At 54.4% G+C, this 23,235-nt stretch carries 22 protein-coding genes and 1 other annotated feature; of the genes, 6 read left to right on the top strand and 16 right to left on the bottom strand.

From position 1 onward, the window contains the following. Nucleotides 1–64 precede the first annotated feature (64 nt). The gene (gene emrD / locus AL479_RS09130) at nucleotides 65–1,249 is read left to right on the top strand and encodes a multidrug efflux MFS transporter EmrD (RefSeq protein WP_061075842.1); all 1,185 of its coding nucleotides are present in this window, start codon (nucleotides 65–67) and stop codon (nucleotides 1,247–1,249) included. Here emrD and AL479_RS09125 read toward each other — a convergent pair. Both AL479_RS09125 and dsdC read right to left on the bottom strand, forming a co-directional pair. Next, nucleotides 1,176–2,225 carry a cellulase family glycosylhydrolase gene (locus AL479_RS09125; RefSeq protein WP_061075841.1) on the bottom strand — a complete coding sequence of 350 codons (1,050 nt, stop codon included), beginning with the start codon at nucleotides 2,223–2,225 and terminating at the stop codon, nucleotides 1,176–1,178. The two genes, emrD and AL479_RS09125, sit on opposite strands and share 74 nt — an antisense overlap. A gap of 56 nt (nucleotides 2,226–2,281) precedes the next feature. Continuing rightward, the gene (gene dsdC / locus AL479_RS09120; RefSeq protein WP_061075840.1) at nucleotides 2,282–3,238 is read right to left on the bottom strand and encodes a DNA-binding transcriptional regulator DsdC; all 957 of its coding nucleotides are present in this window, start codon (nucleotides 3,236–3,238) and stop codon (nucleotides 2,282–2,284) included. 230 nt (nucleotides 3,239–3,468) lie between these two features. On the opposite strand from dsdC, the gene dsdX reads away from it, so the two are divergent. After that, nucleotides 3,469–4,806 (top strand): D-serine transporter DsdX, encoded by a 1,338-nt coding sequence (dsdX, locus tag AL479_RS09115; RefSeq protein WP_061075839.1) that lies wholly within the window; start codon nucleotides 3,469–3,471, stop codon nucleotides 4,804–4,806. 17 nt (nucleotides 4,807–4,823) lie between these two features. Then, nucleotides 4,824–6,146, top strand: a complete 1,323-nt coding sequence (gene dsdA / locus AL479_RS09110; protein WP_061075838.1) for a D-serine ammonia-lyase — start codon at nucleotides 4,824–4,826, stop codon at nucleotides 6,144–6,146. On the opposite strand, the gene AL479_RS09105 is transcribed toward dsdA, so the two are convergent. From AL479_RS09105 to AL479_RS09085, 5 genes are all read right to left on the bottom strand, one after another. Then, entirely contained in the window at nucleotides 6,143–7,264 is a 1,122-nt protein-coding gene (locus AL479_RS09105) for an anaerobic sulfatase maturase (RefSeq protein WP_192575251.1), read from the bottom strand. The genes dsdA and AL479_RS09105 overlap by 4 nt on opposite strands. Next, the gene (locus tag AL479_RS09100; RefSeq protein WP_061075836.1) at nucleotides 7,261–7,623 is read right to left on the bottom strand and encodes a DUF202 domain-containing protein; all 363 of its coding nucleotides are present in this window, start codon (nucleotides 7,621–7,623) and stop codon (nucleotides 7,261–7,263) included. The genes AL479_RS09105 and AL479_RS09100 overlap by 4 nt, the downstream gene beginning before the upstream one ends. Then, on the bottom strand, nucleotides 7,613–7,960 hold the full coding sequence (locus tag AL479_RS09095; protein ID WP_042998720.1) for a YidH family protein: 348 nt from the start codon (nucleotides 7,958–7,960) through the stop codon (nucleotides 7,613–7,615). Before AL479_RS09095 ends, AL479_RS09100 begins: the two co-directional genes overlap by 11 nt. A gap of 166 nt (nucleotides 7,961–8,126) precedes the next feature. Next, a complete protein-coding gene (locus tag AL479_RS09090; RefSeq protein WP_061075835.1) occupies nucleotides 8,127–9,620 on the bottom strand; it encodes a sulfatase-like hydrolase/transferase in 1,494 nt (497 codons plus the stop codon). Then, a complete protein-coding gene (locus AL479_RS09085; RefSeq protein ID WP_061075834.1) occupies nucleotides 9,617–11,332 on the bottom strand; it encodes a solute:sodium symporter family transporter in 1,716 nt (571 codons plus the stop codon). The genes AL479_RS09090 and AL479_RS09085 overlap by 4 nt, the downstream gene beginning before the upstream one ends. Nucleotides 11,333–11,499: 167 nt before the next feature. On the opposite strand from AL479_RS09085, the gene AL479_RS09080 reads away from it, so the two are divergent. Next, complete coding sequence (locus tag AL479_RS09080) at nucleotides 11,500–12,363, top strand: AraC family transcriptional regulator (RefSeq protein ID WP_061075833.1); 864 nt, start codon at nucleotides 11,500–11,502, stop codon at nucleotides 12,361–12,363. A 39-nt stretch (nucleotides 12,364–12,402) separates the two neighbouring features. Here the strand turns inward: AL479_RS09080 and AL479_RS09075 are convergent, their stop codons facing one another. The 3 genes from AL479_RS09075 to ibpA all read right to left on the bottom strand — a co-directional run bounded on the left by AL479_RS09075 (nucleotide 12,403) and on the right by ibpA (nucleotide 15,318). Then, nucleotides 12,403–14,064: a putative transporter gene (locus AL479_RS09075; RefSeq protein ID WP_102603091.1), complete on the bottom strand. Its 1,662-nt coding sequence runs from the start codon at nucleotides 14,062–14,064 to the stop codon at nucleotides 12,403–12,405. Nucleotides 14,065–14,327: 263 nt separating this feature from the next. Then, on the bottom strand, nucleotides 14,328–14,756 hold the full coding sequence (gene ibpB / locus AL479_RS09070) for a small heat shock chaperone IbpB (protein ID WP_061075832.1): 429 nt from the start codon (nucleotides 14,754–14,756) through the stop codon (nucleotides 14,328–14,330). Nucleotides 14,757–14,904: 148 nt separating this feature from the next. Continuing rightward, nucleotides 14,905–15,318 (bottom strand): small heat shock chaperone IbpA, encoded by a 414-nt coding sequence (gene ibpA, locus AL479_RS09065; protein ID WP_042998723.1) that lies wholly within the window; start codon nucleotides 15,316–15,318, stop codon nucleotides 14,905–14,907. Continuing rightward, nucleotides 15,312–15,386, bottom strand: a sequence feature (ROSE (Repression Of Heat Shock gene Expression) occurs in the 5'-region of heat shock genes and acts as an RNA thermometer to modulate expression.). (Overlaps the previous gene by 7 nt.) Nucleotides 15,387–15,629: 243 nt before the next feature. Here ibpA and AL479_RS09060 point away from each other — a divergent pair. Continuing rightward, complete coding sequence (locus tag AL479_RS09060) at nucleotides 15,630–15,962, top strand: YceK/YidQ family lipoprotein (RefSeq protein WP_061075831.1); 333 nt, start codon at nucleotides 15,630–15,632, stop codon at nucleotides 15,960–15,962. On the opposite strand, the gene AL479_RS09055 is transcribed toward AL479_RS09060, so the two are convergent. After that, complete coding sequence (locus AL479_RS09055) at nucleotides 15,963–17,189, bottom strand: DUF3748 domain-containing protein (RefSeq protein ID WP_061075830.1); 1,227 nt, start codon at nucleotides 17,187–17,189, stop codon at nucleotides 15,963–15,965. It abuts the gene before it with no gap. Nucleotides 17,190–17,289: 100 nt separating this feature from the next. Between AL479_RS09055 and cbrA the strand changes: the two genes are divergently transcribed. Continuing rightward, nucleotides 17,290–18,396, top strand: a complete 1,107-nt coding sequence (gene cbrA / locus AL479_RS09050) for a colicin M resistance lipid reductase CbrA (RefSeq protein ID WP_061077952.1) — start codon at nucleotides 17,290–17,292, stop codon at nucleotides 18,394–18,396. Here cbrA and AL479_RS09045 read toward each other — a convergent pair. The 5 genes from AL479_RS09045 to dgoR form a co-directional block, all read right to left on the bottom strand. After that, the gene (locus AL479_RS09045; RefSeq protein ID WP_061075829.1) at nucleotides 18,393–19,730 is read right to left on the bottom strand and encodes an MFS transporter; all 1,338 of its coding nucleotides are present in this window, start codon (nucleotides 19,728–19,730) and stop codon (nucleotides 18,393–18,395) included. The genes cbrA and AL479_RS09045 overlap by 4 nt on opposite strands. Nucleotides 19,731–19,910: 180 nt before the next feature. After that, on the bottom strand, nucleotides 19,911–21,059 hold the full coding sequence (dgoD, locus tag AL479_RS09040) for a galactonate dehydratase (protein WP_042998727.1): 1,149 nt from the start codon (nucleotides 21,057–21,059) through the stop codon (nucleotides 19,911–19,913). Next, nucleotides 21,056–21,673 (bottom strand): 2-dehydro-3-deoxy-6-phosphogalactonate aldolase, encoded by a 618-nt coding sequence (locus AL479_RS09035; RefSeq protein ID WP_061075828.1) that lies wholly within the window; start codon nucleotides 21,671–21,673, stop codon nucleotides 21,056–21,058. Before AL479_RS09035 ends, dgoD begins: the two co-directional genes overlap by 4 nt. Beyond that, entirely contained in the window at nucleotides 21,657–22,535 is an 879-nt protein-coding gene (locus AL479_RS09030; RefSeq protein WP_061075827.1) for a 2-dehydro-3-deoxygalactonokinase, read from the bottom strand. Before AL479_RS09030 ends, AL479_RS09035 begins: the two co-directional genes overlap by 17 nt. Continuing rightward, on the bottom strand, nucleotides 22,532–23,221 hold the full coding sequence (gene dgoR / locus AL479_RS09025; protein WP_042323516.1) for a D-galactonate utilization transcriptional regulator DgoR: 690 nt from the start codon (nucleotides 23,219–23,221) through the stop codon (nucleotides 22,532–22,534). Before dgoR ends, AL479_RS09030 begins: the two co-directional genes overlap by 4 nt. Nucleotides 23,222–23,235 lie beyond the last annotated feature (14 nt).

The raw sequence follows: 23,235 nt of genomic DNA, 5'->3' as shown, positions 1-23,235 counted from the left end.
GCATTTATGGGAATGTGCAGCACCTTATTCTTATTTTTTCTCTTTTTGAAAAGTATTCAGCGAAATGAAAAGGCAGAGAAACGTCAATTTGTTGTTGATGTTGGTATTACTTGTGGCTGTGGGTCAGATGGCGCAAACCATTTATATCCCTGCCATTGCCGACATGGCACGCGAGCTAAACGTCCGCGAAGGGGCCGTGCAAAGCGTGATGGCAGCCTATCTGCTGACCTATGGCGTATCGCAACTGTTTTATGGCCCGCTGTCCGACCGCGTCGGACGCCGCCCGGTGATCCTCGTCGGGATGTCGATTTTCATGCTTGCCACGCTGGTCGCGATGACGACTCACAGCCTGACGGTACTGATCGCCGCCAGTGCATTGCAAGGAATGGGGACCGGCGTCGGCGGGGTAATGGCACGAACCTTACCGCGCGATCTGTACGAAGGCACACAGCTGCGCCACGCTAACAGCATGCTGAATATGGGCATCCTGGTCAGTCCGCTACTGGCTCCGCTGATTGGCGGGCTGCTGGATACGATGTGGAACTGGCGCGCCTGTTACGTTTTCCTGCTCGTGCTCTGTGCGGGCGTCACCTTCAGCATGGCACGCTGGATGCCGGAAACGCGTCCTACCGGCGCGCCGCGCACGCGGTTGATTGCCAGCTATAAAACCTTGTTTGGTCACAGCGCGTTTAACTGCTACCTGCTGATGTTGATTGGCGGACTGGCGGGCATCGCGGTGTTCGAAGCGTGTTCCGGCGTGCTGATGGGCGCGGTGTTAGGGCTGAGCAGTATGGTGGTGAGCATCCTGTTTATCCTGCCGATCCCGGCGGCGTTTTTCGGCGCATGGTTTGCCGGTCGCCCGAATAAGCGCTTCTCCACGCTAATGTGGCAGTCGGTGGTGAGTTGCCTGCTGGCAGGGCTGATGATGTGGATCCCCGGCTGGTTTGGCGTGATGAACGTCTGGACGCTGCTGATCCCCGCCGCGTTGTTCTTCTTCGGCGCCGGGATGCTGTTCCCGCTGGCAACCAGCGGCGCAATGGAGCCATTCCCGTTCCTCGCCGGTACGGCAGGCGCGCTGGTCGGCGGTCTGCAAAACATCGGCTCCGGCGTACTGGCATGGCTTTCTGCGATGCTGCCGCAAACCGGGCAGGGCAGTCTCGGCCTGTTGATGACGCTTATGGGGCTGCTGATTTTACTGTGCTGGCTGCCGCTGGCGGCGCGTTTTTCACACCAGGGGCAGGCGATTTAATAACCGTGTGGCCGGGCGTTTCGCAGTCCGGCGCAATCATTGCCATTAACAGCGGCTCGGGCGCGGGGCGCCACGCCCCCTCTTCCCCATCGTAGAACTGCGTATCGGTGTTGATTGCATAGGGAATTTTCGCTTTCTTCAATTCGCAGGCCATAAACGTGGCAAAGGCAAGCTGTGAAGAGGACGGGGGATTCTTACTGGTTTCTCCCGTGGCCCAACCACCAACCCAGCTGACATGTCCGCTTTTTTGTTGCCAGTGCACGGCGGTAGCGATGCGCGCGCGAATCGCCGCTTTCTCTGTCGCCGTCCCCGACGTCCAGGGGTATTTACCGTTATTTTTCACCGGTCCCCACGGGAAGATATGCCATTCCGCCAGGACATAGTTCTGGCTCTGCGGCGGCAGTCGCAGATTCTGCAGATCTTCCGGCGCGGCGCGCAGACGTGGCGCAACAAAAATCATCCGCTGCGGATCGATGGCATGGATAGTGCGAATGGTTTTGTCATACACCCGGTTCAGGGCGGTCAGATTATGATTCAGCTTACCGGCTGGTTCGTAAATCAGATCAAACCCCAGCAGCGGCGCGCTGTGAGCAAAATAGTGCGCCACCGCGACCCACCAGTTGGTCACCTCTTTTTCGTTGCTCGCACTGGGATCATTTTTATACTCATCGGCCTGGTAGGCGATAATCGGAATGACGCCATACTGCTCGCAAGCTTCCACCAGCTTGCGCAGATGAATAAGCCGCGCCTCGGTGGGCTCTCCCGCCACCCGAATGCGTACATGGGTAATCCCTTTCGCGTGGAAGTCCCGCACCACCAGCGGGTCAAACTCCCGGATACCTTGTTCGGTACGCGCCCAGTCGACGTCCATCCCCACACCGAGCTGCTGCGCATAATGTGTCGCCGTCAGCGGCGGTTGCGCCGCCCCCAGAGCGAAACTGACCAACACGAAGAGCGAGACGAGCGGTTTAATCACGATGACCCTCAGTAATGTTGCAGGCGCACTATCACGTATTTAGCACGCTTTTTGCGTTATCGTGTAGCAGTTTCGCTTTGGGAAAACGACTTCGCCTGCTCACGCAGCCAGCTGATAAAGGCTTCAATTTTCGGCCATTGCCTGCCGGGTAGCGTCGTCATGTAGTAATGCTGATGACAGGTCAACGCCATCTCGCCAAACGGGGCGACCAGCTCACCGCTTTCGAGTCGCTTCTGTACCAGCCGTTTGCGTCCCATCGCCACGCCGATATGGTTCATGGCGGCAATCACCGCTAAATCGGAACGATCGAAGCCAATTCCGGACGATGTCGGCAAATTCACTGCAAAATGTTGCGCCCAGCTATGCCATTCATCGGTTCCTGAATCATTGCTCCAGGCCTGACGGTCATGCAACAGCGTGCAATGCGGCAAATTCACCAGCGAACCCATTAAATCAAAGCGCCGGGCATAATCCGGGCTACAAACGGGGAGAATCGCTTCGTCCATCAAGAAATGGTGTTCCAGTTGGGCCGACGGCGCATCGTCAAAGTAGAGCGCCAGATCGACCCCGGCGCGCTGCAGGTTTACGTTGTCGTTGCCGGTTAAGATCGTGAGCGAGATTGATGGATAGCGGCGGGTGAAGTCACCCAGCGCGGGCACCAGCCAGCACTGCGCGATAGACGGGCGAGAATAGACGGTCAGCGTCCCGGAGAGTTCCTGATTTTTGATATCGAGGATCTCCTGGTTCAGCGTATCCAGCGACGATTTCAGCGCCCAGAACACCCGCTTACCTTCATGGGTAAGCTCCACTTTGCGGTGCGAACGCACGAAAAGCTGGATCCCCAACTCTTCTTCCAGTTGGTTAATGCGGTGGCTGATGGCGCTGGGACTCAGCGACAGTTCGTCTGCGGCCATCGCAAACGACTGATGCCGCGCGGCCACTTCAAACGTGTACAGTTTGGATAATTGCCAGCCGTTGAGGAGATGGTTTCTGACTTCGCGAAGGGGTTCCATGGATACCTCGGTGACTTCAGCTTCAGTCCGGCGAAGTGTAAAAAAAACCGCAGAAAAAATCAGCACAAAGATGAATGAGAGTGAACCATATCGCAAAATTACGCGAATATTCGATGTAAATCACCTCTTTGATTCAATCTGATTCATGTGAGCGAGGATTTATATCGTTTGTCAGCCCACGCCGAATTTTTGTCCAATAGGAGCAGGTTAATCACAGGGCAAGGTGAGATATGCACTCTCAAATCTGGGTTGTGAGCACGCTGCTAATTAGCATTGTGTTAATTGTATTGACCATCGTGAAATTCAAATTCCACCCGTTCCTGGCACTGCTGCTCGCCAGTTTCTTTGTGGGAGCCATGATGGGCATGGGGCCGCTGGATATGGTCAACGCCATTGAGAGCGGGATTGGCGGAACGCTGGGCTTTCTCGCCGCCGTCATCGGTCTGGGTACAATTCTCGGCAAAATGATGGAGGTTTCCGGCGCGGCAGAACGCATCGGCTTAACGCTCCAGCGCTGTCGCTGGCTCTCTGCTGACGTCATTATGGTGCTGGTGGGGCTGATTTGCGGGATCACGCTGTTCGTTGAAGTTGGCGTGGTGCTGTTAATTCCACTGGCGTTCTCCATCGCGAAAAAAACCAACACCTCGCTGCTGAAACTGGCCATCCCGCTGTGTACCGCGCTGATGGCCGTTCACTGCGTCGTACCACCGCACCCGGCGGCGCTGTTTGTCGCCAATAAACTGGGCGCGGATATTGGTTCGGTGATCGTCTACGGCCTGTTGGTTGGCCTGATGGCATCGCTGATCGGCGGCCCGCTGTTCTTGAAATTTCTCGGTAATCGCCTGCCGTTCAAACCGGTTCCCGCTGAGTTTGCGGACCTCAAAGTACGCGAAGAAAGCACGCTGCCGTCGCTGGGCGCAACGCTGTTTACCGTCCTGCTGCCGATTGGTTTGATGCTGGTGAAAACCGTGGCTGAACTGAACATGACCAAAGGCAGCACGCTGTACACTCTGCTGGAATTTATCGGTAACCCGATCACCGCGATGTTTATCGCCGTCTTCGTGGCGTATTACATTCTCGGTCTGCGCCAGCATATCGGTATGAGCGCACTGCTCACCCATACCGAAAACGGTTTTGGTTCTATCGCCAACATTCTGCTGATTATCGGGGCGGGCGGGGCGTTCAACGCCATCCTCAAGAGCAGCGGTCTGGCAGATACGCTGGCGGTGATCCTCTCCAATATGGATATGCACCCGATTCTGCTGGCCTGGCTGGTGGCGCTGATTCTGCACGCGGCGGTCGGTTCAGCCACCGTCGCGATGATGGGCGCCACGGCGATTGTCGCGCCGATGCTGCCGCTTTATCCCAACGTCAGTCCGGAGATTATCGCTATTGCCATCGGTTCCGGTGCTATTGGCTGCACAATCGTTACCGACTCCCTCTTCTGGCTGGTTAAGCAGTACTGCGGCGCCACCCTGAATGAGACGTTCAAATACTATACGACCGCGACATTTATCGCCTCGGTCATTGCACTGGCTTGCACATTCCTGCTTTCCTTTATCATCTAAGCGCAAAGAGACGTCCTATGGAAAACATACAAAAACTCATCGCCCAGTATCCGTTGGTGGAGGATCTGGTGGCTCTGCGAGAAACGACCTGGTTCAACCCGGGAACCACCTCTCTGGCGGAAGGTTTACCTTATGTAGGGCTGACGGAACAAGACGTTAAGGGCGCCCACGCCCGTCTGGCACGCTTTGCGCCGTATCTGGCCAAAGCCTTCCCGGAAACCGCTGCGACCGGGGGGATTATTGAATCTGAAGTCGTCGCCATTCCGGCCATGCAGCAGCGTCTGGAAAAACAGTACGGCCAGAAAATCTGTGGCGAAATCCTGCTAAAAAAAGACAGCCATCTGCCGATTTCCGGCTCGATTAAAGCGCGCGGTGGTATTTATGAAGTGCTGACGCACGCCGAAAAACTGGCGCGGGACGCCGGGATGCTGACCCCCGAAGAGGATTACAGCGTTCTGCTATCTCCGGAGTTCAAAGCGTTCTTTAGTCAGTACAGTATCGCGGTGGGTTCAACCGGTAACCTGGGGCTGTCTATCGGCATTATGAGCGCCCGCATTGGCTTTAACGTCACGGTGCATATGTCTGCGGATGCCCGTGCATGGAAGAAAGCCAAACTGCGCAGCCACGGCGTCACGGTTGTTGAATACGAAGACGATTACGGCGTGGCGGTTGAACAGGGCCGTAAGGCGGCGGAGTCCGATCCGAACTGCTTCTTTATCGACGATGAAAACTCCCGCACGCTGTTTTTAGGCTATGCGGTTGCGGGCCAGCGTCTGAAAGCGCAATTCGAACAGCAAGGTCGCGTGGTGGATGCCGATCACCCGTTATTTGTTTACCTGCCATGCGGCGTGGGCGGTGGCCCCGGCGGGGTAGCGTTTGGTCTGAAACTGGCATTTGGTGATAACGTGCACTGCTTCTTCGCTGAACCGACTCATTCGCCTTGCATGCTGCTGGGTGTGTATACCGGTCTGCATGATGCGATCTCCGTGCAGGAAATCGGTATCGATAACCTGACGGCGGCAGACGGCCTGGCGGTAGGGCGGGCATCGGGCTTTGTCGGCAGAGCGATGGAACGCCTGCTTGATGGGTTGTATACCCTCAGCGATCAGTCCATGTACGACATGCTGGGCTGGCTGGCGCAGGAAGAGAACATTCGTCTGGAACCGTCGGCGCTGGCGGGAATGGCCGGGCCTCAGCGTGTTTGCGCATCCACTGACTATCAGCAAATGCAGGGTATTAGCGCTGAGCAGCTCAATAATGCAACGCACCTGGTTTGGGCGACGGGCGGCGGCATGGTACCAGAAGCAGAAATGACGCAATACCTGGCGAAAGGGCGCTAACGCCCGGCACGCAGCATCGCCATCAGCTCTGCCGGTGAGCGATGCTGCCTGATCAAATCGCGCATCACACGCATGTGCGGCGCGGTATGACGGATAAAGTCGCTGTATCCGGCGCACAGCATGCTTTTCCCACTCTCATCCCGATGCTTAGGGCAATCACCATGACAAAAGCGCAGCAGCGAACAGGCCTGACACGCTGCGCTTAACGTGGACCTTTTCAGCTCCCCAAAAGCTATCGCCTGCGGATTGGCATTGAGCGCCTTCAGCGGAGTGTGATGAATGTTGCCCAGCCGGTATTGCGGATAAACATAATGATCGCACTGGTACAAATCACCATTAGCCTCCAGCGCGAAAGCATGACCACAGTCCTGACTTAGCGCGCACATTTGCGACGGATAGCCGCACCACACGCCCAGGGTCGAGTCAAAGAGCTGAATATACACCCGGCCAATATCTTCCCGTACCCAGATATCAAATACCGAGTTAAGAAACAGCCCCCACGCCTGTGGCTCGACCGATTCCGCCGTCAACCTGCCGTGCTCATCCTGCTCAACGAGCGGAATAAACTGTAAGAAAGGCGTCCCAAGCTGGCGAAGATAGTGATACATCCGCTCCGGCTGGCTGCTGTTAAGGCGATTCACCACCACCAGCAGGTTGAACTCCACATGGTGTTCGACCAGTTTTTGCAGCGCAGTCATCACTTTTTGATGGGTCGGATTGCCGCGACGACTAACGCGAAAGGCATCATGCAAATCGGCGGGACCGTCCAGTGAAAGCCCCACCAGCCAGTTATTATCATGCAGAAAGCGGCACCATGCGTCATTGAGCAAAATGCCGTTGGTCTGAAAAGCGTTCTGGATCTGCTTCCCCGCGCCGAACTGCTTTTGTAACTCCACCACGCGCTGGAAAAAATCCAGACCGCAGAGCGTCGGTTCTCCTCCCTGCCAGGCAAACAGAACATCTGGCCCTGGCTGTGCGGCAATGTGCTGCTGAATAAACGTCGATAACGTGGTGTCATCCATCACCGGGTGGGCGGGTTTATCAATGTAAAAGCAGTAACGACAATCCAGGTTACAACGTGAACTGGCCGGCTTGGCCATGACCTGACATCCTGTCATGCTAAATTCCCGAGAAATACGATAAGTTGGCGAATGTGCGTTACAGCAAACAGTATTGCGAGAGATAACACCGCGAGGGAGATCATAAATTTGTCACGAACCGCGCGCGATTGGGCAAAATCAAGATGCGAGACATCCATCAGATTACGCTTGCGCGTATAACGCCAGAGGATCACAGCCACGATAGCCAGCACCGCGATAGAGACCCAGAACAAGAATCCCGCCTGATGCCAGTGATGTTTTATCGCCAGCGCCATCAGCGCACCGTAGCCCAGCAGCGTGCGAAACCATGCCAGCGACGTGCGCTCCGGCTGCAGTCCCGGATCGGCCAGGCGACGGGCCTTACGGCTATCCGGCATACAGCACCAGCGCCATGACCACAATCGCCACAATGGTCAATATCAGACTGATGATCAGCAGGCTACGGGTATAAGGTAAATCCTCTTTCAGCCGCATCGCCTTTTCATTGCGCAGCCAGCGCAGATAACCGTAAATCGCCAGGCCGCCAGCGAACAAACAGAGCAGCAGCGCCAACAGCTCGCGGATCACCGGCGTGGCGAAGTCCGGCGCCAGTTGGTCAAGCCCAACGCCGGCGGCCAGGAAACCCAGCGCGGTGCGGATCCACGCCAGAAAGGTACGCTCGTTTGCCAGTGAGAAGCGGTAATCCGGGGCTTCTCCGAGGCGGGAAATCTTCATTTAACCCCCTACTGAATGCGCAAAAATGTGCATGAAATAACCGCAATATTACCTGAGCACCTGGATCAATAGCATTAATAAACTCTGCAAATCAGGTCGATGCATGAAGGTTCCTGTGGATGATAATCCCTTCATCATGAGTGAGAAGGGAGTACCAAAAAAGACCTCAGAACTTCTGTTTTTTCTCTTCTACTTTCACACCCTGCGTTGGCAAACCAGTATCGTAGTCACGCACTACCGGGGAGTAACCATCCTCAGGGCGCGGGCGGAAAGCGCCCATCCAGCGCGGCTGCGCGTCTTTACGCCACGGTCGCAGGCTCCACTGATAGGAGCGGAACGGGTCACGGATTTTATCCATATAGTCTAATAACGCGTCATGCATCTGGCAGCGAACATTGGCAAACGCATCGACATCAATCAGGTTATGCAACTCATCAGGATCGTTACGTCGGTCATACAGTTCATCGCTGGTAAATAAATTCAGCACCAGCTTGTACGCATCCGTAACCCAACAACGCACCGGGATAAAACCGCCAAAGCTGTCATGTTCAATTTCGTAACGGTTGAACTCGACCATTACGCCTCGCGGAGATTCTGCGGCCAGGATGTTTTCACCCGGCAAAATAGCGGGTTTGTCGATGCCTGCCAGCGCCATCATCGTCGGTAACAGATCGATATGACTTACCGGCGTATCCACCTGGCGGCGGTCACCCTGCGGTGAGCGAATAATCAACGGGATGCGCGTAATGTCATCGTACATCGCCGCGCCTTTACTGATGAGTTTATGCGCCCCCATCATTTCGCCGTGATCGGAGGTATAAATCACCCAGGTATTTTCCCGCTGCTCTGGCGTTAACGCATTGATCACCCGACCAATCTGGTCATCGACAAAATCATTGCAGGCAAAATAGAGCGGGTGGTGATAGCGCCCGTCATCACCCACCGGAGAAGGCATCGCCTGCGACCATAAACGGTGATGCTCGGGTTTGTTTGCCAGCGTATCGTACGCCTTTGGTCCCAGGTCGTAATAGAAGTCCTGATACTTCTCCAGATACTCCACCGGACAAGTGAACGGATGGTGGGGCTCATCATACGAAACCACCATCAAAAACGGCTCATCGGCTCGCGCAGGCTGGTGGAGGAAATCCACAGCCCGGTTACTGATGCGATGCGCCCAGGTGAAGGTTTCATCGATCTGATTAGCCTGTAAATCTTCCACGCTGTTAAGACCATTGCGCCACAGGCTGATCTCTTGTTCACTCAATTCCGCCAGGTAGTTTGCACCATCGAACCAGTAGTCAGCGTCCCATTCCGGCGGGCATTCGCCGGTACCAAAGTAATCATGTCCATCGAGATGCCATTTACCGATATAGCAGGTGTGGTAGCCCGCATCCTTAAAGTAACGCCCCATCGTGGAGATATTTTTCCCTGGCGCGACATTATTGGTCCACGGGCCAGACTGATTGGCATAAATACCGGTAAATAACCCCGCACGCGCAGGGGTACAAACGGGTGAACAGGTATACGCGGCGTTAAAGCGAATACCTTCGGCAGCCAGATTATCAATATTGTTTGTATTCAGTTCTTTACCGCTGTAACAGCCCACCATATTGGTCGCCTGTGTATCGGTCATAATGAACAAAAAGTTAGGACGGGTCATGCGTTATCCTTAGCATCAGGGACACAGGGCGCAGTGACAGAACGGCGCGTTTGCCAACTGCTGTAAATCAAATAAACCACCACGGCCGCCGTGATGGCGTAGCTGATAATCGTTAGCCACTGAGAGTGATACCCCCCAAACTGTGCCAGTCCGGAATAGACACCAATCATCGCGAACAGGACGCCAACGGAGGCGATTTTGACGTTTTTCCACGGTTCCATATCAACAGCGAACGCATCGTGAAATGTAAACGGCGTGGCACGCGGTTTGATGGCACCAATAATCAGCATCACCACGACATTGATACAGAATGTGCAGGCCAGTACGTAGAGGAAGTGGAAATCGAATTTCACCAGGTAGTTGATAGTGATGTAACTGACGATCCCGAGCCCCATCGCCACCTTCGCAGCCAGTGCAGGGATGCGTGGAAAGAAGAATCCCATGATAACGATAGTGACCAGAGGAACATTGTAGATACCGTTAAGCTGTTTCATCCAGCTGTAGAGTCCCTGAGGAGCGTAGGCAATCCACGGCGCAACCAGCACCGAAACCACCGCCACGATGAAACCAAAACGGCGACCAATAGTGACCAATTGATCAGGACTGGCCTGTTCATTGATCAGTCGGCGATAAATGCCCAGACTAAACAACGTCGAAGCGCTGTTCAGAAAACCACAGAAAGCGCTGATAATGGCACCGAAAAGCACCGCACTGAAAAAGCCAATCAGTGGCAATGGCATTACTTTGTTCACCAGTGCCGGATAAGCCATATCCGCCTTTGGCAGGTCCTGAAACAGATGAAACGCGATCACACCTGGCAGTACCAGAATCAGCGGGTCCAGCATTTTCAGTACCGCTGTCAGCAGTGCCCCTTTTTGCCCTTCAGACAGACTTTTAGACGCCAGCGTACGTTGCACAATCCCCTGATTAGTACACCAATAGAAAGTGTTCACCAGGATAAGTCCAGTGAGCGCCGCGCCGATGGGTACCGGGTCATTGCTGCCACCAATGGAGTTCAGCATTTGGCTGTGATCCTGGGTCAGGCGCGTGATGCCGTCGCTCAGACTGCCGTTGCCCATCGCCATCAGACCAAACAACGGCACCAGCAGGCCACCGATTACCAGACCAATACCGTTGATCACATCGGCAATAGCAATCGCGCGCATTCCGCCCACGACGGCATACAGAATGCCGCAGATCCCCAACACCACCGCCATCAGCCAGATCGCCATATGCTGGGAAAGTCCAAATGTTTCAGTGACATGAAACATGCTGTTAAAGGCAAGTGCGCCGGAATAGAGAATGATCGGTAAGAAACAGATCCCCGTAGCAATCAAAAAACAACAGTCAATGATAATACGGGTCGTTTTGTCATAACGTTCTTCAATAAAATCGGGGATGGTCGCGATGCCGCGCTGTAGGTAACGCGGCAGAAAGATCAGCGCCAGAAAAATCAGCGGGATCGCGGAAATTACTTCCCACGCCATTACGGACATCCCGCTACGGTAGGCCTGACCGGTCAGCCCCACCAGTTGTTCTGTCGAGAGATTGGTCAGCATCAGCGACGCTGCAATCACTGGCGCTTTTAATGAACGTCCCGCCAGAAAATATCCCTGCTGCGAACCGGTATCCGCTTTACGTAACTTCCACCAGGTGATTACCGCCACCAGTAGCGTAAAACCCACAAAGCTCAAAATCTGTAGCGTATTCATCTCGTAGCCCTTATTTTTCTTTATGTCCTGGCAGCTGTAGAGTTGACATGAGGTATTCAAGCCAGGTCAGGCAGTCAGATTTAATAAAAGTTAATACGTCATATCCCTGGACCATTCACTTCTGATATGTTCAGGTTGTGGGCATAATTCTCCGGCTGGAAATTAAAATGAATGGAAATTTGCAAAGTTCGCATGTAAAAAACGAAACTCCGTACAATATTCCGCTACTAATTCACGAAAATGTGATCTCTAGCGGAATTTCACTGATCTCGTTATGGCACACCTACGCCGATGAACAGTACCGGGTCATTTGGCCGCGAGATAAGAAAAAGCCGCTGATCGCCAATTCATGGGTCGCCGTCTATACCGTACAGGGCTGCGGGAAGATTTTACTCAAAAATGGCGAGCATATTACCTTAACAGGAAACTGTATTATCTTTTTAAAACCAATGGATATTCAATCTTATCATTGTGAAGGTTTAGTCTGGGAACAGTACTGGATGGAGTTTACTCCAACCAGCGTTATGGATATTCCTATACGACAACAAAGTGTAATTTATAACGGTGAGGTTTATAACCATGAACTGGAAGAAGTTTCTCAATTAATAAGATCAGCGGATGCAATGAAAAATAACCTTGCTGTGGCCTTTCTCACTAAGATTATTTATCAATGGATTTGTCTTATTTACGCGGAGGGTAAAAAAGACCCGCAGCGAATGCAAATTGAAAAATTGATCGCCATGCTCCATACCAGTCTACAACGACGCTGGAGCGTCGCAGACATGGCTGCGACACTTCCCTGCAGCGAAGCCTGGTTACGCCGTCTGTTTCTACGCTATACCGGTAAGACGCCAAAAGAGTATGTGCTGGATGCCCGACTGGAACTGGCATTATCGTTACTGAAACAGGATGGAAATACGGTAGGTCAGGTGGCGGACAGGCTTAACTTCTTTGACTCATTTCATTTCAGCAAAGCGTTTAAACAGAAGTTTGGCTATGCGCCTTCTGCGGTGTTGAAACATACGAAGTAAAATGCCAGATGGAGAAGCACCATCTGGCATTTGAAAGGGTTATCCCAGCCCCCAGAAAATCACCGCCAGCAGTTGAGGCGTGATAATACGCAGGAACATCACCAACGGATATACCGTCGCATACGACAGTGCCGCCGCGCCGCTGGTGGCATGCAGGTTGTTAGCAAACGCCAGCGCAGGCGGATCGGTCATCGAACCGGCCAGCATCCCGCACAGCGTCAGGTAGTTCATTTTGGCAAAAATACGCGCCAGTAAACCGACGGTGATAAGCGGGATAGCAGTAATAAAAATACCGTAGCCCACCCAGCTCAGACCATCGCCCTGAGTCAGCGTATTGATAAAGTCACCACCCGATTTCAGCCCCACCACGGCCAGAAACAGCACAATCCCCAGTTCACGCAGCGCCAGGTTCGCGCTTGGCGGCATAAACCAGTACAGCTTACCAATGCTGCCGATACGCCCCAGAATCAGCGCCATAATCAGCGGCCCGCCCGCCAGCCCCAGCTTTAACGCCACCGGAAAGCCGGGAACAAAGAGCGGAATGGACCCCAGCAGCACCCCCAGACCGATGCCAATAAACACCGGTAGCATCTGCACCTGCTGCAGTTTTTGCTGGGCATTACCCACAACATTGGCAACGGCATCAATCGAAGCGGGTCGTCCCACCAGATTAAGGATGTCACCAAATTGCAGACTGGCATCGCTGCTGGCCACCAGTTCAACGCCCGCACGGTTCAGTCGAGAAATCACCACGTCGTAACGCTCTTTAAAGTGCAAATCGCGGATGCGTTTGCCGAGCACTTTTTCGTTGGTGACCACGACGCGTTCGACGCGCAAATCGGTGCCCCGGGTCGACAGTGAGGTATCCACCTCCTGACCTATCACCAGTCGTGCGTTATGCAGATCGCCCGGCTGCCCGACCAGGTGCAGCAAATCACCCAGTTGAATCACCGTTCCCGGCGACGGCACCATCAGCGTCTCTTCACGCTTCAGTCGTGAGCAGATGATTTTATCGCTGTTGAGGATCGGCACATCCTTAATCGCCATATTGTTGAGGTTTGGGTTCTCAACGCGAATATTGATGGTCTGAATCAGCGAATGCCCGTTGGTGAGCGTCGATTCATGTTGTTGCGCTTCCGCTTCCACATTGACGCGAAATATCATGCGCATCAGCCACATGGTCAGCAAAATGCCGCAAATCCCAAACGGATACGCCATCGCGTAGCTCATCCCCATCTGATCCACCAGCTCCATTGGCGTACCCAGATCGCGCAGGATTTGTTGTCCGGCCCCCAGCGCCGGTGTATTGGTGACCGCACCGGAGAAAATCCCCAGCACCACCGGGAGCGGAATAGCAAACACTTTATGCAGGATGGCGGTGACCAGTCCGCCGATGATGACGATCAGAATCGCAAACAGATTGAGACGCAGGCCAGAAACCCGCAGCGAGGCGAAGAACCCAGGCCCCACCTGAATCCCAATGGTGTAGACGAACAGAATCAGGCCAAATTCCTGGATGAAGTGCAGCATATCGCCGCTCAGCGTCACCCCAGCCTGATCAACGAAGTGGCCGACGATAATGCCGCCGAACAACACGCCGCCGATGCCAAAGCCGACACCCCGCACCTTGATATTGCCGATCCATAATCCGACAACCGCCACCAACGCCAGAACGCTGACCGTCAATGCTATATCACTCATTTTTTATTCCCTGTGAATAACATTTCTATTTACGTGGATTATGACTGAACCGTTCAGGCATATATGCAAGATGGCGCACATTCTGGTGCTGAAACGACGCTAAAACGCCCTCATGATGGGCGTTTCTTCCCCTTTTTCTTCATCGTAACCTGAAGTTGCTGAATGCTTTCTTCTGGTAAGGGCATCATTCCCCAAAACCCGGTGTTGTCTTCGCGCACAAAAAAGCCCCGTCATTTCTGGCGGGGCAAAGGCAAGGAGCTAAATTAGCTATTTAATGCGGGACGTTCGCTGATGGCGATACGTTGCGGAGCGACTGTTTCCGGGACATTACGGGTCAAATCGATATGCAACAACCCGTTGGTAAACGTCGCGCCGGAAACCTCCATGTTTTCAGCCAGGGTAAAACTCAGGCTGAACGACTGGGTGACCAGCCCCTGATGCAACCATTTGGTCTCTTTTTCAGGCTGCTGCGGTGCGCCTTTTACGGTCAGGCGGGTGCCTTCCAGTTGAATATCCAGATCTTCCTGACGGAACCCCGCCAACGCAAGCGTAATGCGATAGTGGTTATCGTCACTTTTTTCAATGTTATAGGGTGGGAAGCTCTGGCTTTCACCGGTGTTTTGTAACGCGTTGGCCAGTTTGTCAAAACCGATCCATTGACGCAGCAGCGGGGATAAATCGTAGTTACGCATAATCATTCTCCTTCTAAGAAGCGAGTTTTCACTAAACCCTGCAACGTAAATGTTTTAGGGCATAGTCGTACCTGCAAATCCGTGGATTCGCATAGGCCCCCTGTCGGCGAGCCCGGGATAACAGGCCGCGCAACGCGGCCCGACAGAATTAATTGATTTCGATACGGCGCGGTTTGTTCGCTTCCGGAATTACGCGCTCAAGATCGATGTACAGCAGACCATTGACCAGATTCGCGCCGCGAACATGGATGTTCTCAGCTAACTGGAACTTACGCTCAAAGTTGCGCTCCGCGATACCCTGGTAAAGGTAGGTCCGTTCTTTTTGCTCGTCCGCATGTGCGCCTTTCACCACCAGCAGGTTGTCCTGTGCGGTAATTTCCAGCTCGCTCTCTGCGAACCCGGCAACGGCGATGGCAATGCGGTAATGGTTTTCGTCTACCAGCTCAACGTTATACGGAGGGTAGCCGCCATTACTCTGGCTCTGATTGCTTTCCAGCAGGTTAAACAGGCGGTCAAAACCAATAGCAGAACGGTACAGCGGGGATAAATCAAAGTTACGCATAATCAATAGCTCCTGAAATCAGCGAGAAGTTAAATGACCTTCCATCATGGACAGGCCCGGTAGTCAGAACACCCATCAGGCGTGCTCTTCATTTGCCTACACCATCAAAATGGGTCTGATTACGCACTTTTCAAGCACTCCTGGCTGACTTTTTTTTGCAGTTTGCTGTCCATTGCATAGACTGGGAGGGGAAAGCACTAAACGTTAAAGTGCGATAGCCGCCACAGTGCGACGTGATGAGGATGTTATTTCTGGCAAGGGATCGCTATAACTCATCATGCAAACACCGATGATCAACAGATGAATAAATCATGATAAGAAATGTGTTATTAACGCTGATGATGTGCAGTGGGATAGTTTTACTGAGTGGTTGCTCCAGCGTAATGTCACATACCGGTGGTAAAGAGGGAACTTATCCTGGCACCCGCGCCAGCGCCACGATGATAGGTGACGATGAGACAAACTGGGGTACCAAATCGCTGGCGATACTGGATATGCCCTTTACGGCAGTAATGGACACGATCCTGTTGCCGTGGGATCTGTTCCGTAAAGACAATTCGGTCAGATCGCGTGTCGAAAGAAGCGAGGAGAGAACACAGATAACCAACTCCGTGATCCCTCCAGCAAAAATGTCCGCCCCCTGATTACCGCCCGGTTTCTGTCATCCACAGCTGACGGAAACCGTCTACATCTTCCATCCACGCCACAAACTGACCATCAGGCGAGAAAACCACAGCATCCCCAGAAGGCGGGGTGCCGTGATTCTGCGTTAAAAACGTGATGTCTCCGCTGCGCGCATCACAGCAGGCAATGCGGTTATCCAGCACACATCCCAGCCATTTCCCCGACGGATGCCAGTTAAACGCGGACTGAATTCCCGTGGCGTGACGGGTCAACTGGCGGGGCTCCCCACCCTGCGGCGAAATTAGCCACAGTTGCACGATACCAACCTCATCACGCATCAGGAACGCAATCTCCGTCGCCTGCGGATTACCGCGCACCCAGTGACGCGGAACCGTTGCCAGCCCAGGGAAACGACGTGCATGGGTAAACGTCAGGCGGCGCTGTGTCACTCCGCGCGGCGGTGCGGGTAGCGTGGAATCCGTGCCTTCCAGTGGTGCCTCACCGGACATTTTCCAGCTCGCTTCCGTCTGCGGGAGTTCGACCAGAAACAGCTCCGGTACTTTCTCGCCGCTTTCAGACAACGTGTCGCCGATAAACGCCAGCGCATGATTTCCCACCCAGCCCTCTTCGTAGGCACGAGAGATTTCATCGCTGCCCGGCGTGGGTTCAGGCGTTGTCTGGCTGACCAGCACGCACCAGTGGCTGCCGCAGTATTCTCTTGGATGCTGCGCCGACACCGTCACCGGCCCATAAGGCACCGCGACGCCAACGTTGCGTAAGTCCAGCGCCAGATCGCGTTCATGCATGACATGATCGTTGTAGGTAAAGCTGACAAATTCGCCGTTCGGGCTGAAAACATGAACATGGCTACCACCACGCAGTGCGCCCGGCGTGTAGGGTGACGTGATATCCATCGCATCCAGATTCGTCACTTTCCCCTGTTCGGCAATCACGCCGCGACGATGATGAAAGTCATATTGCCACGTCGCATCCGGGTTTTCAGGCCCATGAATAAACACATATTTCTCCGCCTGCGGATGCACCGTTACCACGCCGACATGCGCCCCCTGCGTCGCGCGATAAATCACCTCCAGCTCACCGGTATGGACATTTACCCGTTCAATGGTTTCACCGGTGAAAGACGCCCCTGACGGGCGGACATCAAAAACCAGCCAGCGGCTGTCCGCCGTCCAGGTCCGGGTATTGGTAAGCTGATGATTACGCGGCGTAAAGGTGATTTGCTTCATGGGATGCTCAGGTCGGGGACAATTTCATCAATCATACTTCACAAGGACTTCACTTTCAGGCATTAGCGTAGTGCCATCTTCATTTTTTGCGGACAAAGAGATGGAACATTTCGACGTAGCGATTATCGGTCTCGGCCCGGCCGGCGCAACGCTGGCGCGTAAATTGAGCGGTAAAATGCGCGTGCTTGCGCTGGATAAAAAACGTCACTGCGGCAATGAAGGGTTCACCAAACCCTGCGGCGGTTTACTGGCTCCGGATGCACAGCGTTCGTTTATTCGCGACGGAATTACGCTGCCGGTGGACGTCATCTCCAACCCGCAAATTTTCAGTGTCAAAACGGTGGATGTCGACACCTCGCTGACGCGCAACTACCAGCGCAGCTATATCAATATCAACCGTCATGCCTTTGATTTATGGATGAAGTCGCTGATCCCGGATGAGGTACAGGTGTATCACGACAGCCTGTGTCGAAAAATCTGGCGAGAAGAGGGGAAATGGCACGTGATTTTTCGCGCCGACGGTTGGGAGCAAAAGATTACTGCCCGCTATCTGGTGGGGGCCGACGGAGCAAACTCACTGGTGCGTCGCTATCTTTATCCGGAACATCAGATTCGCAAATATGTCGCCATCCAACAGTGGTTCGCAGAAAGTCATCCGGTCCCGTTTTACTCCTGCATTTTCGATAACGCCGCAACGGACTGTTACTCCTGGAGCATCAGCAAAGACGGCTATTTCATCTTTGGTGGCGCTTATCCCATGAAGGATGGCCAGACCCGCTTCGAGACGCTGAAAGAGAAAATGGCGGCCTTTCAGTTCCGCTTCGGCACGCCGGTGAAAAGCGAGAAATGTACCGTACTCTTTCCGTCGCGCTGGGCGGATTTCGTCTGCGGTGAAGATAACGCATTTCTGATTGGTGAGGCCGCCGGGTTTATCAGCGCCAGTTCACTGGAGGGGATTAGCTACGCCCTGGATAGCGCAGAGATCCTCAAGTCTGTGCTGCTGAAGAATGCGCCGGAGATGAACCGCGCTTACCGGAAGGCCACCCGCCCACTGCGCGGTAAACTGTACGGCAAGATCCTGAAGAGTCGTTGTTTGACTGCGCCCGTATTGCGAAGCGCGATTATGCGAAGCGGCATCGCGCATATCCCACTGAGCCAGGATGACCAGCCCACCACAACGTCTGGCGGGCTGGTAAAGGAGTATTAACCTACGCGTTTTACATCACCCACCAGCAGGATGTAAGAGAGCGCGCCAATCAGGGCAACGGCGGAGATATAGACCAGCGCGGGACCAAAGCCGTAGTCCTGCGCAAGGTAGCCAATCACCAGCGGAACGGTGATGCCCCCCAGCCCACCGACAAAGTTAAACACGCCGCCCGTCAGGCCGATGAGGCGCATCGGTGCCAGCGAAGAGACCAGTGACCAGGTGATGGAAGCAAAGCCGTTACCGAAGAACGCCACCGCCATCAGGGTCATAATCCACACCGGATCGTTGGTGTAGTTTGCACCCATAATGCAGGTGGAGATTAACAGACCACAGATAATCGGTGTCTTACGCGCCACGCCCAGCGAGAAGCCTTTTTTCACCAGCTTATCCGCCAGCCATCCGGAAAGCAGTACGCCAAAGAACGCCGCGAGGAACGGAACGGTGGTCATAAAGCCCGCTTTCAGCGCGGTAATGCCTTTTTCCTGCGTCAGGTAGTTCGGGAACCACGTCAGGAAGAACCACAGCGTAGAGGTGACGGCAAACTGGCCCAGATAAACACCCACCAGCTTACGGTGGAACACCAGTTTCCAGTCCGCTTTGGTCAGCGGCTGACGCGCCTCTTTCTTGACGGGCGCATCGCCATCCACCAGGCCGCCGCCGTCACGAATATAGTCCAGTTCCGCTTTGGTGATACTTTTGGTCAGACGAGGCGGTTGGTACACCTTAAACCAGACCAGCGACCAGATAATGCCGATCCCCCCGGTGACAATGAACACCCAGTGCCAGCTCAGCATCTCCTGGATCCAGATCAACAGCGGGGTCAGGAACGCCAGACCAACAAACTGTCCGGATGTATAAAAACCGACGGCGGAGGCGCGTTCGTGCTCGGGGAACCAGCTCGTCACCATGCGGTTGTTGGTCGGAAACGCCGGGGCTTCGAATATCCCGGTAATGGCACGCAGGCCAATTAACGACATCAACCCGGTGGCGAAGCCCTGGAAGAGGGTTGCCACCGACCAGCCAAATATCGCGATAAAGTAGGTCAGACGTGAACCGACGCGGTCAAGGAACCAGCCGCCCGGGATCTGGCATAGGGTATACAACCAGGCAAAAGCCGAGAAGACATAGCCCATTTCCGCTTTCGTAATACCAAACTCTTCCTGAATATGCGCCGACGCCACCGCGAGATTGGCACGGTCGACATAACAGATAACCACGGTAATAAAGATCATAATCAGCGTCAGGTAACGGCGACGCCCTATTTTTGCAGCAGTAACTGGAATATCCATCGCAATCTGTCTCCAGATTTTGGGCATAGCGAAGCCGCTCACCATGCCCGGTAATTTACAGAGGGTGTTTGTTTTATTTTTAAAATTAAAAATTACGCTAATGCGCTAAATAATTCGTGCTGGGGGAAGGCGGCAAGTTTTCGCATCCCCGGGAGCATACAAAAGTATGTGACCGGGGTAAGAAAACGCAGCCAACGCACCACCAGCGCGAAGTATGACGCGCATTTACCATTCGGCGACCGAACCATCTTCATGACGCCACAGCGGATTACGCCAGTCCGGCGCATTTTTACTCAGCTCAATGACTTTGGCTTCATCAATATCCACGCCAAGGCCCGGCTTCATCAACGGTTTAAAGAACCCGCCTTCCATGTTGAAATCGTCTTTGTTTTTCACAAAGTCGAGCAGTTCCGCGCCCTTGTTATAGTGAATGCCCATACTCTGTTCCTGGAACACGGCGTTGCGCGAAACAAAGTCGACGTGCAGACACGCTGCCAGCGCAATCGGTCCCAGCGGGCAGTGCGGGGCCAGCGCCACGTCATAAGCTTCCGCCATCGCGGCAATTTTGTAGCACTCGGTAATGCCGCCAGCATGTGACAGGTCCGGCTGCAAAATCGCCAGTCCGCCCGCTTCCAGCACCCGTTTAAACTCGAAGCGCGAGAACATACGTTCACCCGCCGCGATCGGAATATGGGTCTGTTCCGCCAGTTTCGGATAATACTCTGCCTGTTCCGCCAGCACCGGCTCTTCAATAAACAGCGGGCGATAAGGCTCCAGCTCTTTAATCAGCACTTTCGCCATCGGCGCGCTGACGCGTCCGTGGAAATCCAGACCAAACTCAATTTCATTGCCAAAGGCTTCGCGGATTTGCGCCACGGTGTTGACCGCGCGATCGACCGCCCGTGAATTATCAATCACGCCCATCTCTTCGCAGCCGTTGAGCTTAAAGGTGTCAAAGCCGATATTCCGCAGTTGTTTAATGCCGTCGATCACTTCCGCAGGACGATCGCCGCCAACCCAGCTGTAGGCTTTGATTTTGTCGCGCACCAGGCCGCCCATCAACTGCCAGACCGGGGCATTCAGCACTTTGCCTTTGATATCCCACAACGCCTGGTCGATGCCGGCGATGGCGCTCATCAGTATCGGGCCGCCGCGGTAGAAACCTGCGCGGTACATTACCTGCCACAGGTCGTTAATGCGCGCCGGATCCTGACCAATCAGGTAATCGCCCAGTTCATGTACCGCCGCTTCGACGGTACGCGCGCGACCTTCAATCACCGGCTCGCCCCAGCCAACGACGCCTTCGTCGGTTTCGATTTTCAGGAACATCCAGCGTGGAGGTAAACGGTACGTGGTGAGTTTGGTTATTTTCATTTCACAGCCTCTCGATATGCCTTAACAAATGCCGCCGCCTGCTGCGCGGTGCGCGCTACGGACTGCCCGGCGCGATACAGATCGCTGCCCAGTCCCGCACCCACGCACCCGGCGTTCATCCACTGCGCCAGGTTGTCTGGCGTTACCCCGCCCACGGCGAAGACCGGCACGTTGGCGGGCAATACCGCTTTCAGCGCTTTGATGTAATCCGGTCCAAAGGCCGATGACGGGAAAATTTTCAGCGCCTGCGCGCCAGCATCCAGCGCGGTAAAGGCTTCTGTGGCGGTGGCGCATCCCGGACAGACCGTCATGCCGTAATCCACCGCGCGACGAATGACCTCTGCATTGATATTTGGCGTCACAATGAGCCGACAGCCCATCTTCGCCAGGCGATCCACCTGCTCCGGTTGTAATACCGTCCCGGCACCGATCAGCGCTTTATCACCAAACGCATCCACTACGGCCGGAATGCTCTTTTCCCACTCGGGGGAGTTAAGCGGGATCTCCACCGCGTCAAATCCGGCGTCGATCACCGCACCAACGTGCGCGAGCGCCTCCTCGGGGGTAATTCCGCGCAAAATCGCAATAAGCGGAAGATTAGTTTGCCACTGCATGGGCGATGCTCCTTATACCTGCCTGAAATGCCGTATCGCCGGACACCGTACAGACGTCACGCCCCATGGCGTGGAACGCCTGCTGATAGCGTGACGTCAGCGCGGTACCTGCGACGATCGTAATGGACTGCGACCCGGCGAATTGTTCGCTCATACTGGCAACTTCTGCGCCAATCAACAGGCCGGAGAGAAATTCGCTGACCTGCTCGCGCGGGAGATGCCCCAGCACGTGCGAGGCACGAACCTCAAAAAGTTGTGGCAAAACGGCAGGGGAGTGGATCCCGCGCGCAAGTCCGGCGGCAAACGCGTCTGAAGAGGCTTGCTGTTCCGGTAAACCGGCGCCCACCAGCGAGTGTTGCAGTAGCAAATGGTGTAGTTCGCCGGTCATCACGGTACGAAAATCGTGAATTTGCTCAGCGTCAGCCTGCACCCATTTACAGTGCGTCCCCGGCATGACATAGACAGAAGAAGGAGAAAGCGTGCGCGCGCCGAGCAGTTGTGTCTCTTCGCCGCGCATCACATTGTGGTTATCATCACGCGAAACACACAAGCCAGGAATGATCCAGACATTGTCGCTAACGGCGGTTAATTGCTCGCCAATGGCAGAGAAACAGGCAGGAACCGGCAGATACGGGGCAATCTTCCAGCCCACGTTGCTTCCGACCATTCCGGCCATGACCACCGGTGTGGCGCTGTCGCGCCAGTGCTGTGTGACCTCTGCTAACACCGCTTCGGGGGATTTACCGTTCAGACGCGTAACGCCTGCTTCTGATTGCCTGCTTTCCAGGCATTTGTCACCCTGGTAAAGCCAGGCGCGCAAATTGGTCGATCCCCAGTCAATTGCGATGTAGCGAGCTGTCATGTGATTTCCTTCAACCTTCGTGTCGAGCTGGCGATCATGGTCAGGGCCGCCTGCTCTGCCGCATTGCTATCCTGATGCCGTATCGCATCGAATAGCGCCTTATGTTCCTGGAGCGTTTTTGGCATGTTGGCTTCATCGCCCATCCAGGTCCGTTCAAATACCGCCCGTTGAAGCGAAGTGATTGCCACGCTCAGCTGTTGTAAAACCGGGTTATGCACCGACTGCAATACCGCCTCGTGATAGCGGATATCCGCTTCATTAAAGGCTTCCCGATCCTGATTGTTGGCGATCATGTCATTGAGCGCCGATTCAATTTCAGCCAAATCACTCGACGTTGCGCGTTCCGCAGCCCAGCGGGCAATGGCGGGTTCCACCAGGTTTCGGACTTCGCTCATCGCGCTGATGAGTCGTGGGTCGTAGTCGTTTTCCAGTACCCATTGCAACACGTCGGTATCGAGGTAATTCCACTGATTCCGCGGTGTGACAAAGGCGCCGCGATAACGCTTCATTTCAATCAGCCGCTTTGCCATCAGCGAGCGGAACACTTCGCGAATGATGTTGCGCGAGGTTTCAAACTCCTCACACAGCTCCGCTTCCGCAGGGAGCGCAGCACCCGGTACGTACTTACCGCTGACAATCTGTTTGCCCAGTGTGATCACGATGCGATCGGTTTTATTGAGAGTCATGGAGAGTCCTTATG

Origin of the sequence: Citrobacter amalonaticus (assembly GCF_001559075.2) — a bacterium.
GTDB lineage: Bacteria > Pseudomonadota > Gammaproteobacteria > Enterobacterales > Enterobacteriaceae > Citrobacter_A > Citrobacter_A amalonaticus_F.
Note: the sequence above shows the minus strand (reverse complement) of the source record. Positions and strands in the feature narration are given on the sequence as shown.

What these genes read in the sequence shown, in the direction of transcription:
- emrD (WP_061075842.1), top strand. Translation starts at nt 65, where the DNA reads ATGAAAAGGCAGAGAAACGTCAATTTGTTGTTGATGTTGGTATTACTT.
- dsdC (WP_061075840.1), bottom strand. Translation starts at nt 3,238, where the DNA reads ATGGAACCCCTTCGCGAAGTCAGAAACCATCTCCTCAACGGCTGGCAA.
- dsdX (WP_061075839.1), top strand. Translation starts at nt 3,469, where the DNA reads ATGCACTCTCAAATCTGGGTTGTGAGCACGCTGCTAATTAGCATTGTG.
- dsdA (WP_061075838.1), top strand. Translation starts at nt 4,824, where the DNA reads ATGGAAAACATACAAAAACTCATCGCCCAGTATCCGTTGGTGGAGGAT.
- AL479_RS09105 (WP_192575251.1), bottom strand. Translation starts at nt 7,264, where the DNA reads ATGACAGGATGTCAGGTCATGGCCAAGCCGGCCAGTTCACGTTGTAAC.
- AL479_RS09100 (WP_061075836.1), bottom strand. Translation starts at nt 7,623, where the DNA reads ATGCCGGATAGCCGTAAGGCCCGTCGCCTGGCCGATCCGGGACTGCAG.
- AL479_RS09095 (WP_042998720.1), bottom strand. Translation starts at nt 7,960, where the DNA reads ATGAAGATTTCCCGCCTCGGAGAAGCCCCGGATTACCGCTTCTCACTG.
- AL479_RS09090 (WP_061075835.1), bottom strand. Translation starts at nt 9,620, where the DNA reads ATGACCCGTCCTAACTTTTTGTTCATTATGACCGATACACAGGCGACC.
- AL479_RS09085 (WP_061075834.1), bottom strand. Translation starts at nt 11,332, where the DNA reads ATGAATACGCTACAGATTTTGAGCTTTGTGGGTTTTACGCTACTGGTG.
- AL479_RS09080 (WP_061075833.1), top strand. Translation starts at nt 11,500, where the DNA reads ATGAATGGAAATTTGCAAAGTTCGCATGTAAAAAACGAAACTCCGTAC.
- AL479_RS09075 (WP_102603091.1), bottom strand. Translation starts at nt 14,064, where the DNA reads ATGAGTGATATAGCATTGACGGTCAGCGTTCTGGCGTTGGTGGCGGTT.
- ibpB (WP_061075832.1), bottom strand. Translation starts at nt 14,756, where the DNA reads ATGCGTAACTACGATTTATCCCCGCTGCTGCGTCAATGGATCGGTTTT.
- ibpA (WP_042998723.1), bottom strand. Translation starts at nt 15,318, where the DNA reads ATGCGTAACTTTGATTTATCCCCGCTGTACCGTTCTGCTATTGGTTTT.
- AL479_RS09060 (WP_061075831.1), top strand. Translation starts at nt 15,630, where the DNA reads ATGATAAGAAATGTGTTATTAACGCTGATGATGTGCAGTGGGATAGTT.
- AL479_RS09055 (WP_061075830.1), bottom strand. Translation starts at nt 17,189, where the DNA reads ATGAAGCAAATCACCTTTACGCCGCGTAATCATCAGCTTACCAATACC.
- cbrA (WP_061077952.1), top strand. Translation starts at nt 17,290, where the DNA reads ATGGAACATTTCGACGTAGCGATTATCGGTCTCGGCCCGGCCGGCGCA.
- AL479_RS09045 (WP_061075829.1), bottom strand. Translation starts at nt 19,730, where the DNA reads ATGGTGAGCGGCTTCGCTATGCCCAAAATCTGGAGACAGATTGCGATG.
- dgoD (WP_042998727.1), bottom strand. Translation starts at nt 21,059, where the DNA reads ATGAAAATAACCAAACTCACCACGTACCGTTTACCTCCACGCTGGATG.
- AL479_RS09035 (WP_061075828.1), bottom strand. Translation starts at nt 21,673, where the DNA reads ATGCAGTGGCAAACTAATCTTCCGCTTATTGCGATTTTGCGCGGAATT.
- AL479_RS09030 (WP_061075827.1), bottom strand. Translation starts at nt 22,535, where the DNA reads ATGACAGCTCGCTACATCGCAATTGACTGGGGATCGACCAATTTGCGC.
- dgoR (WP_042323516.1), bottom strand. Translation starts at nt 23,221, where the DNA reads ATGACTCTCAATAAAACCGATCGCATCGTGATCACACTGGGCAAACAG.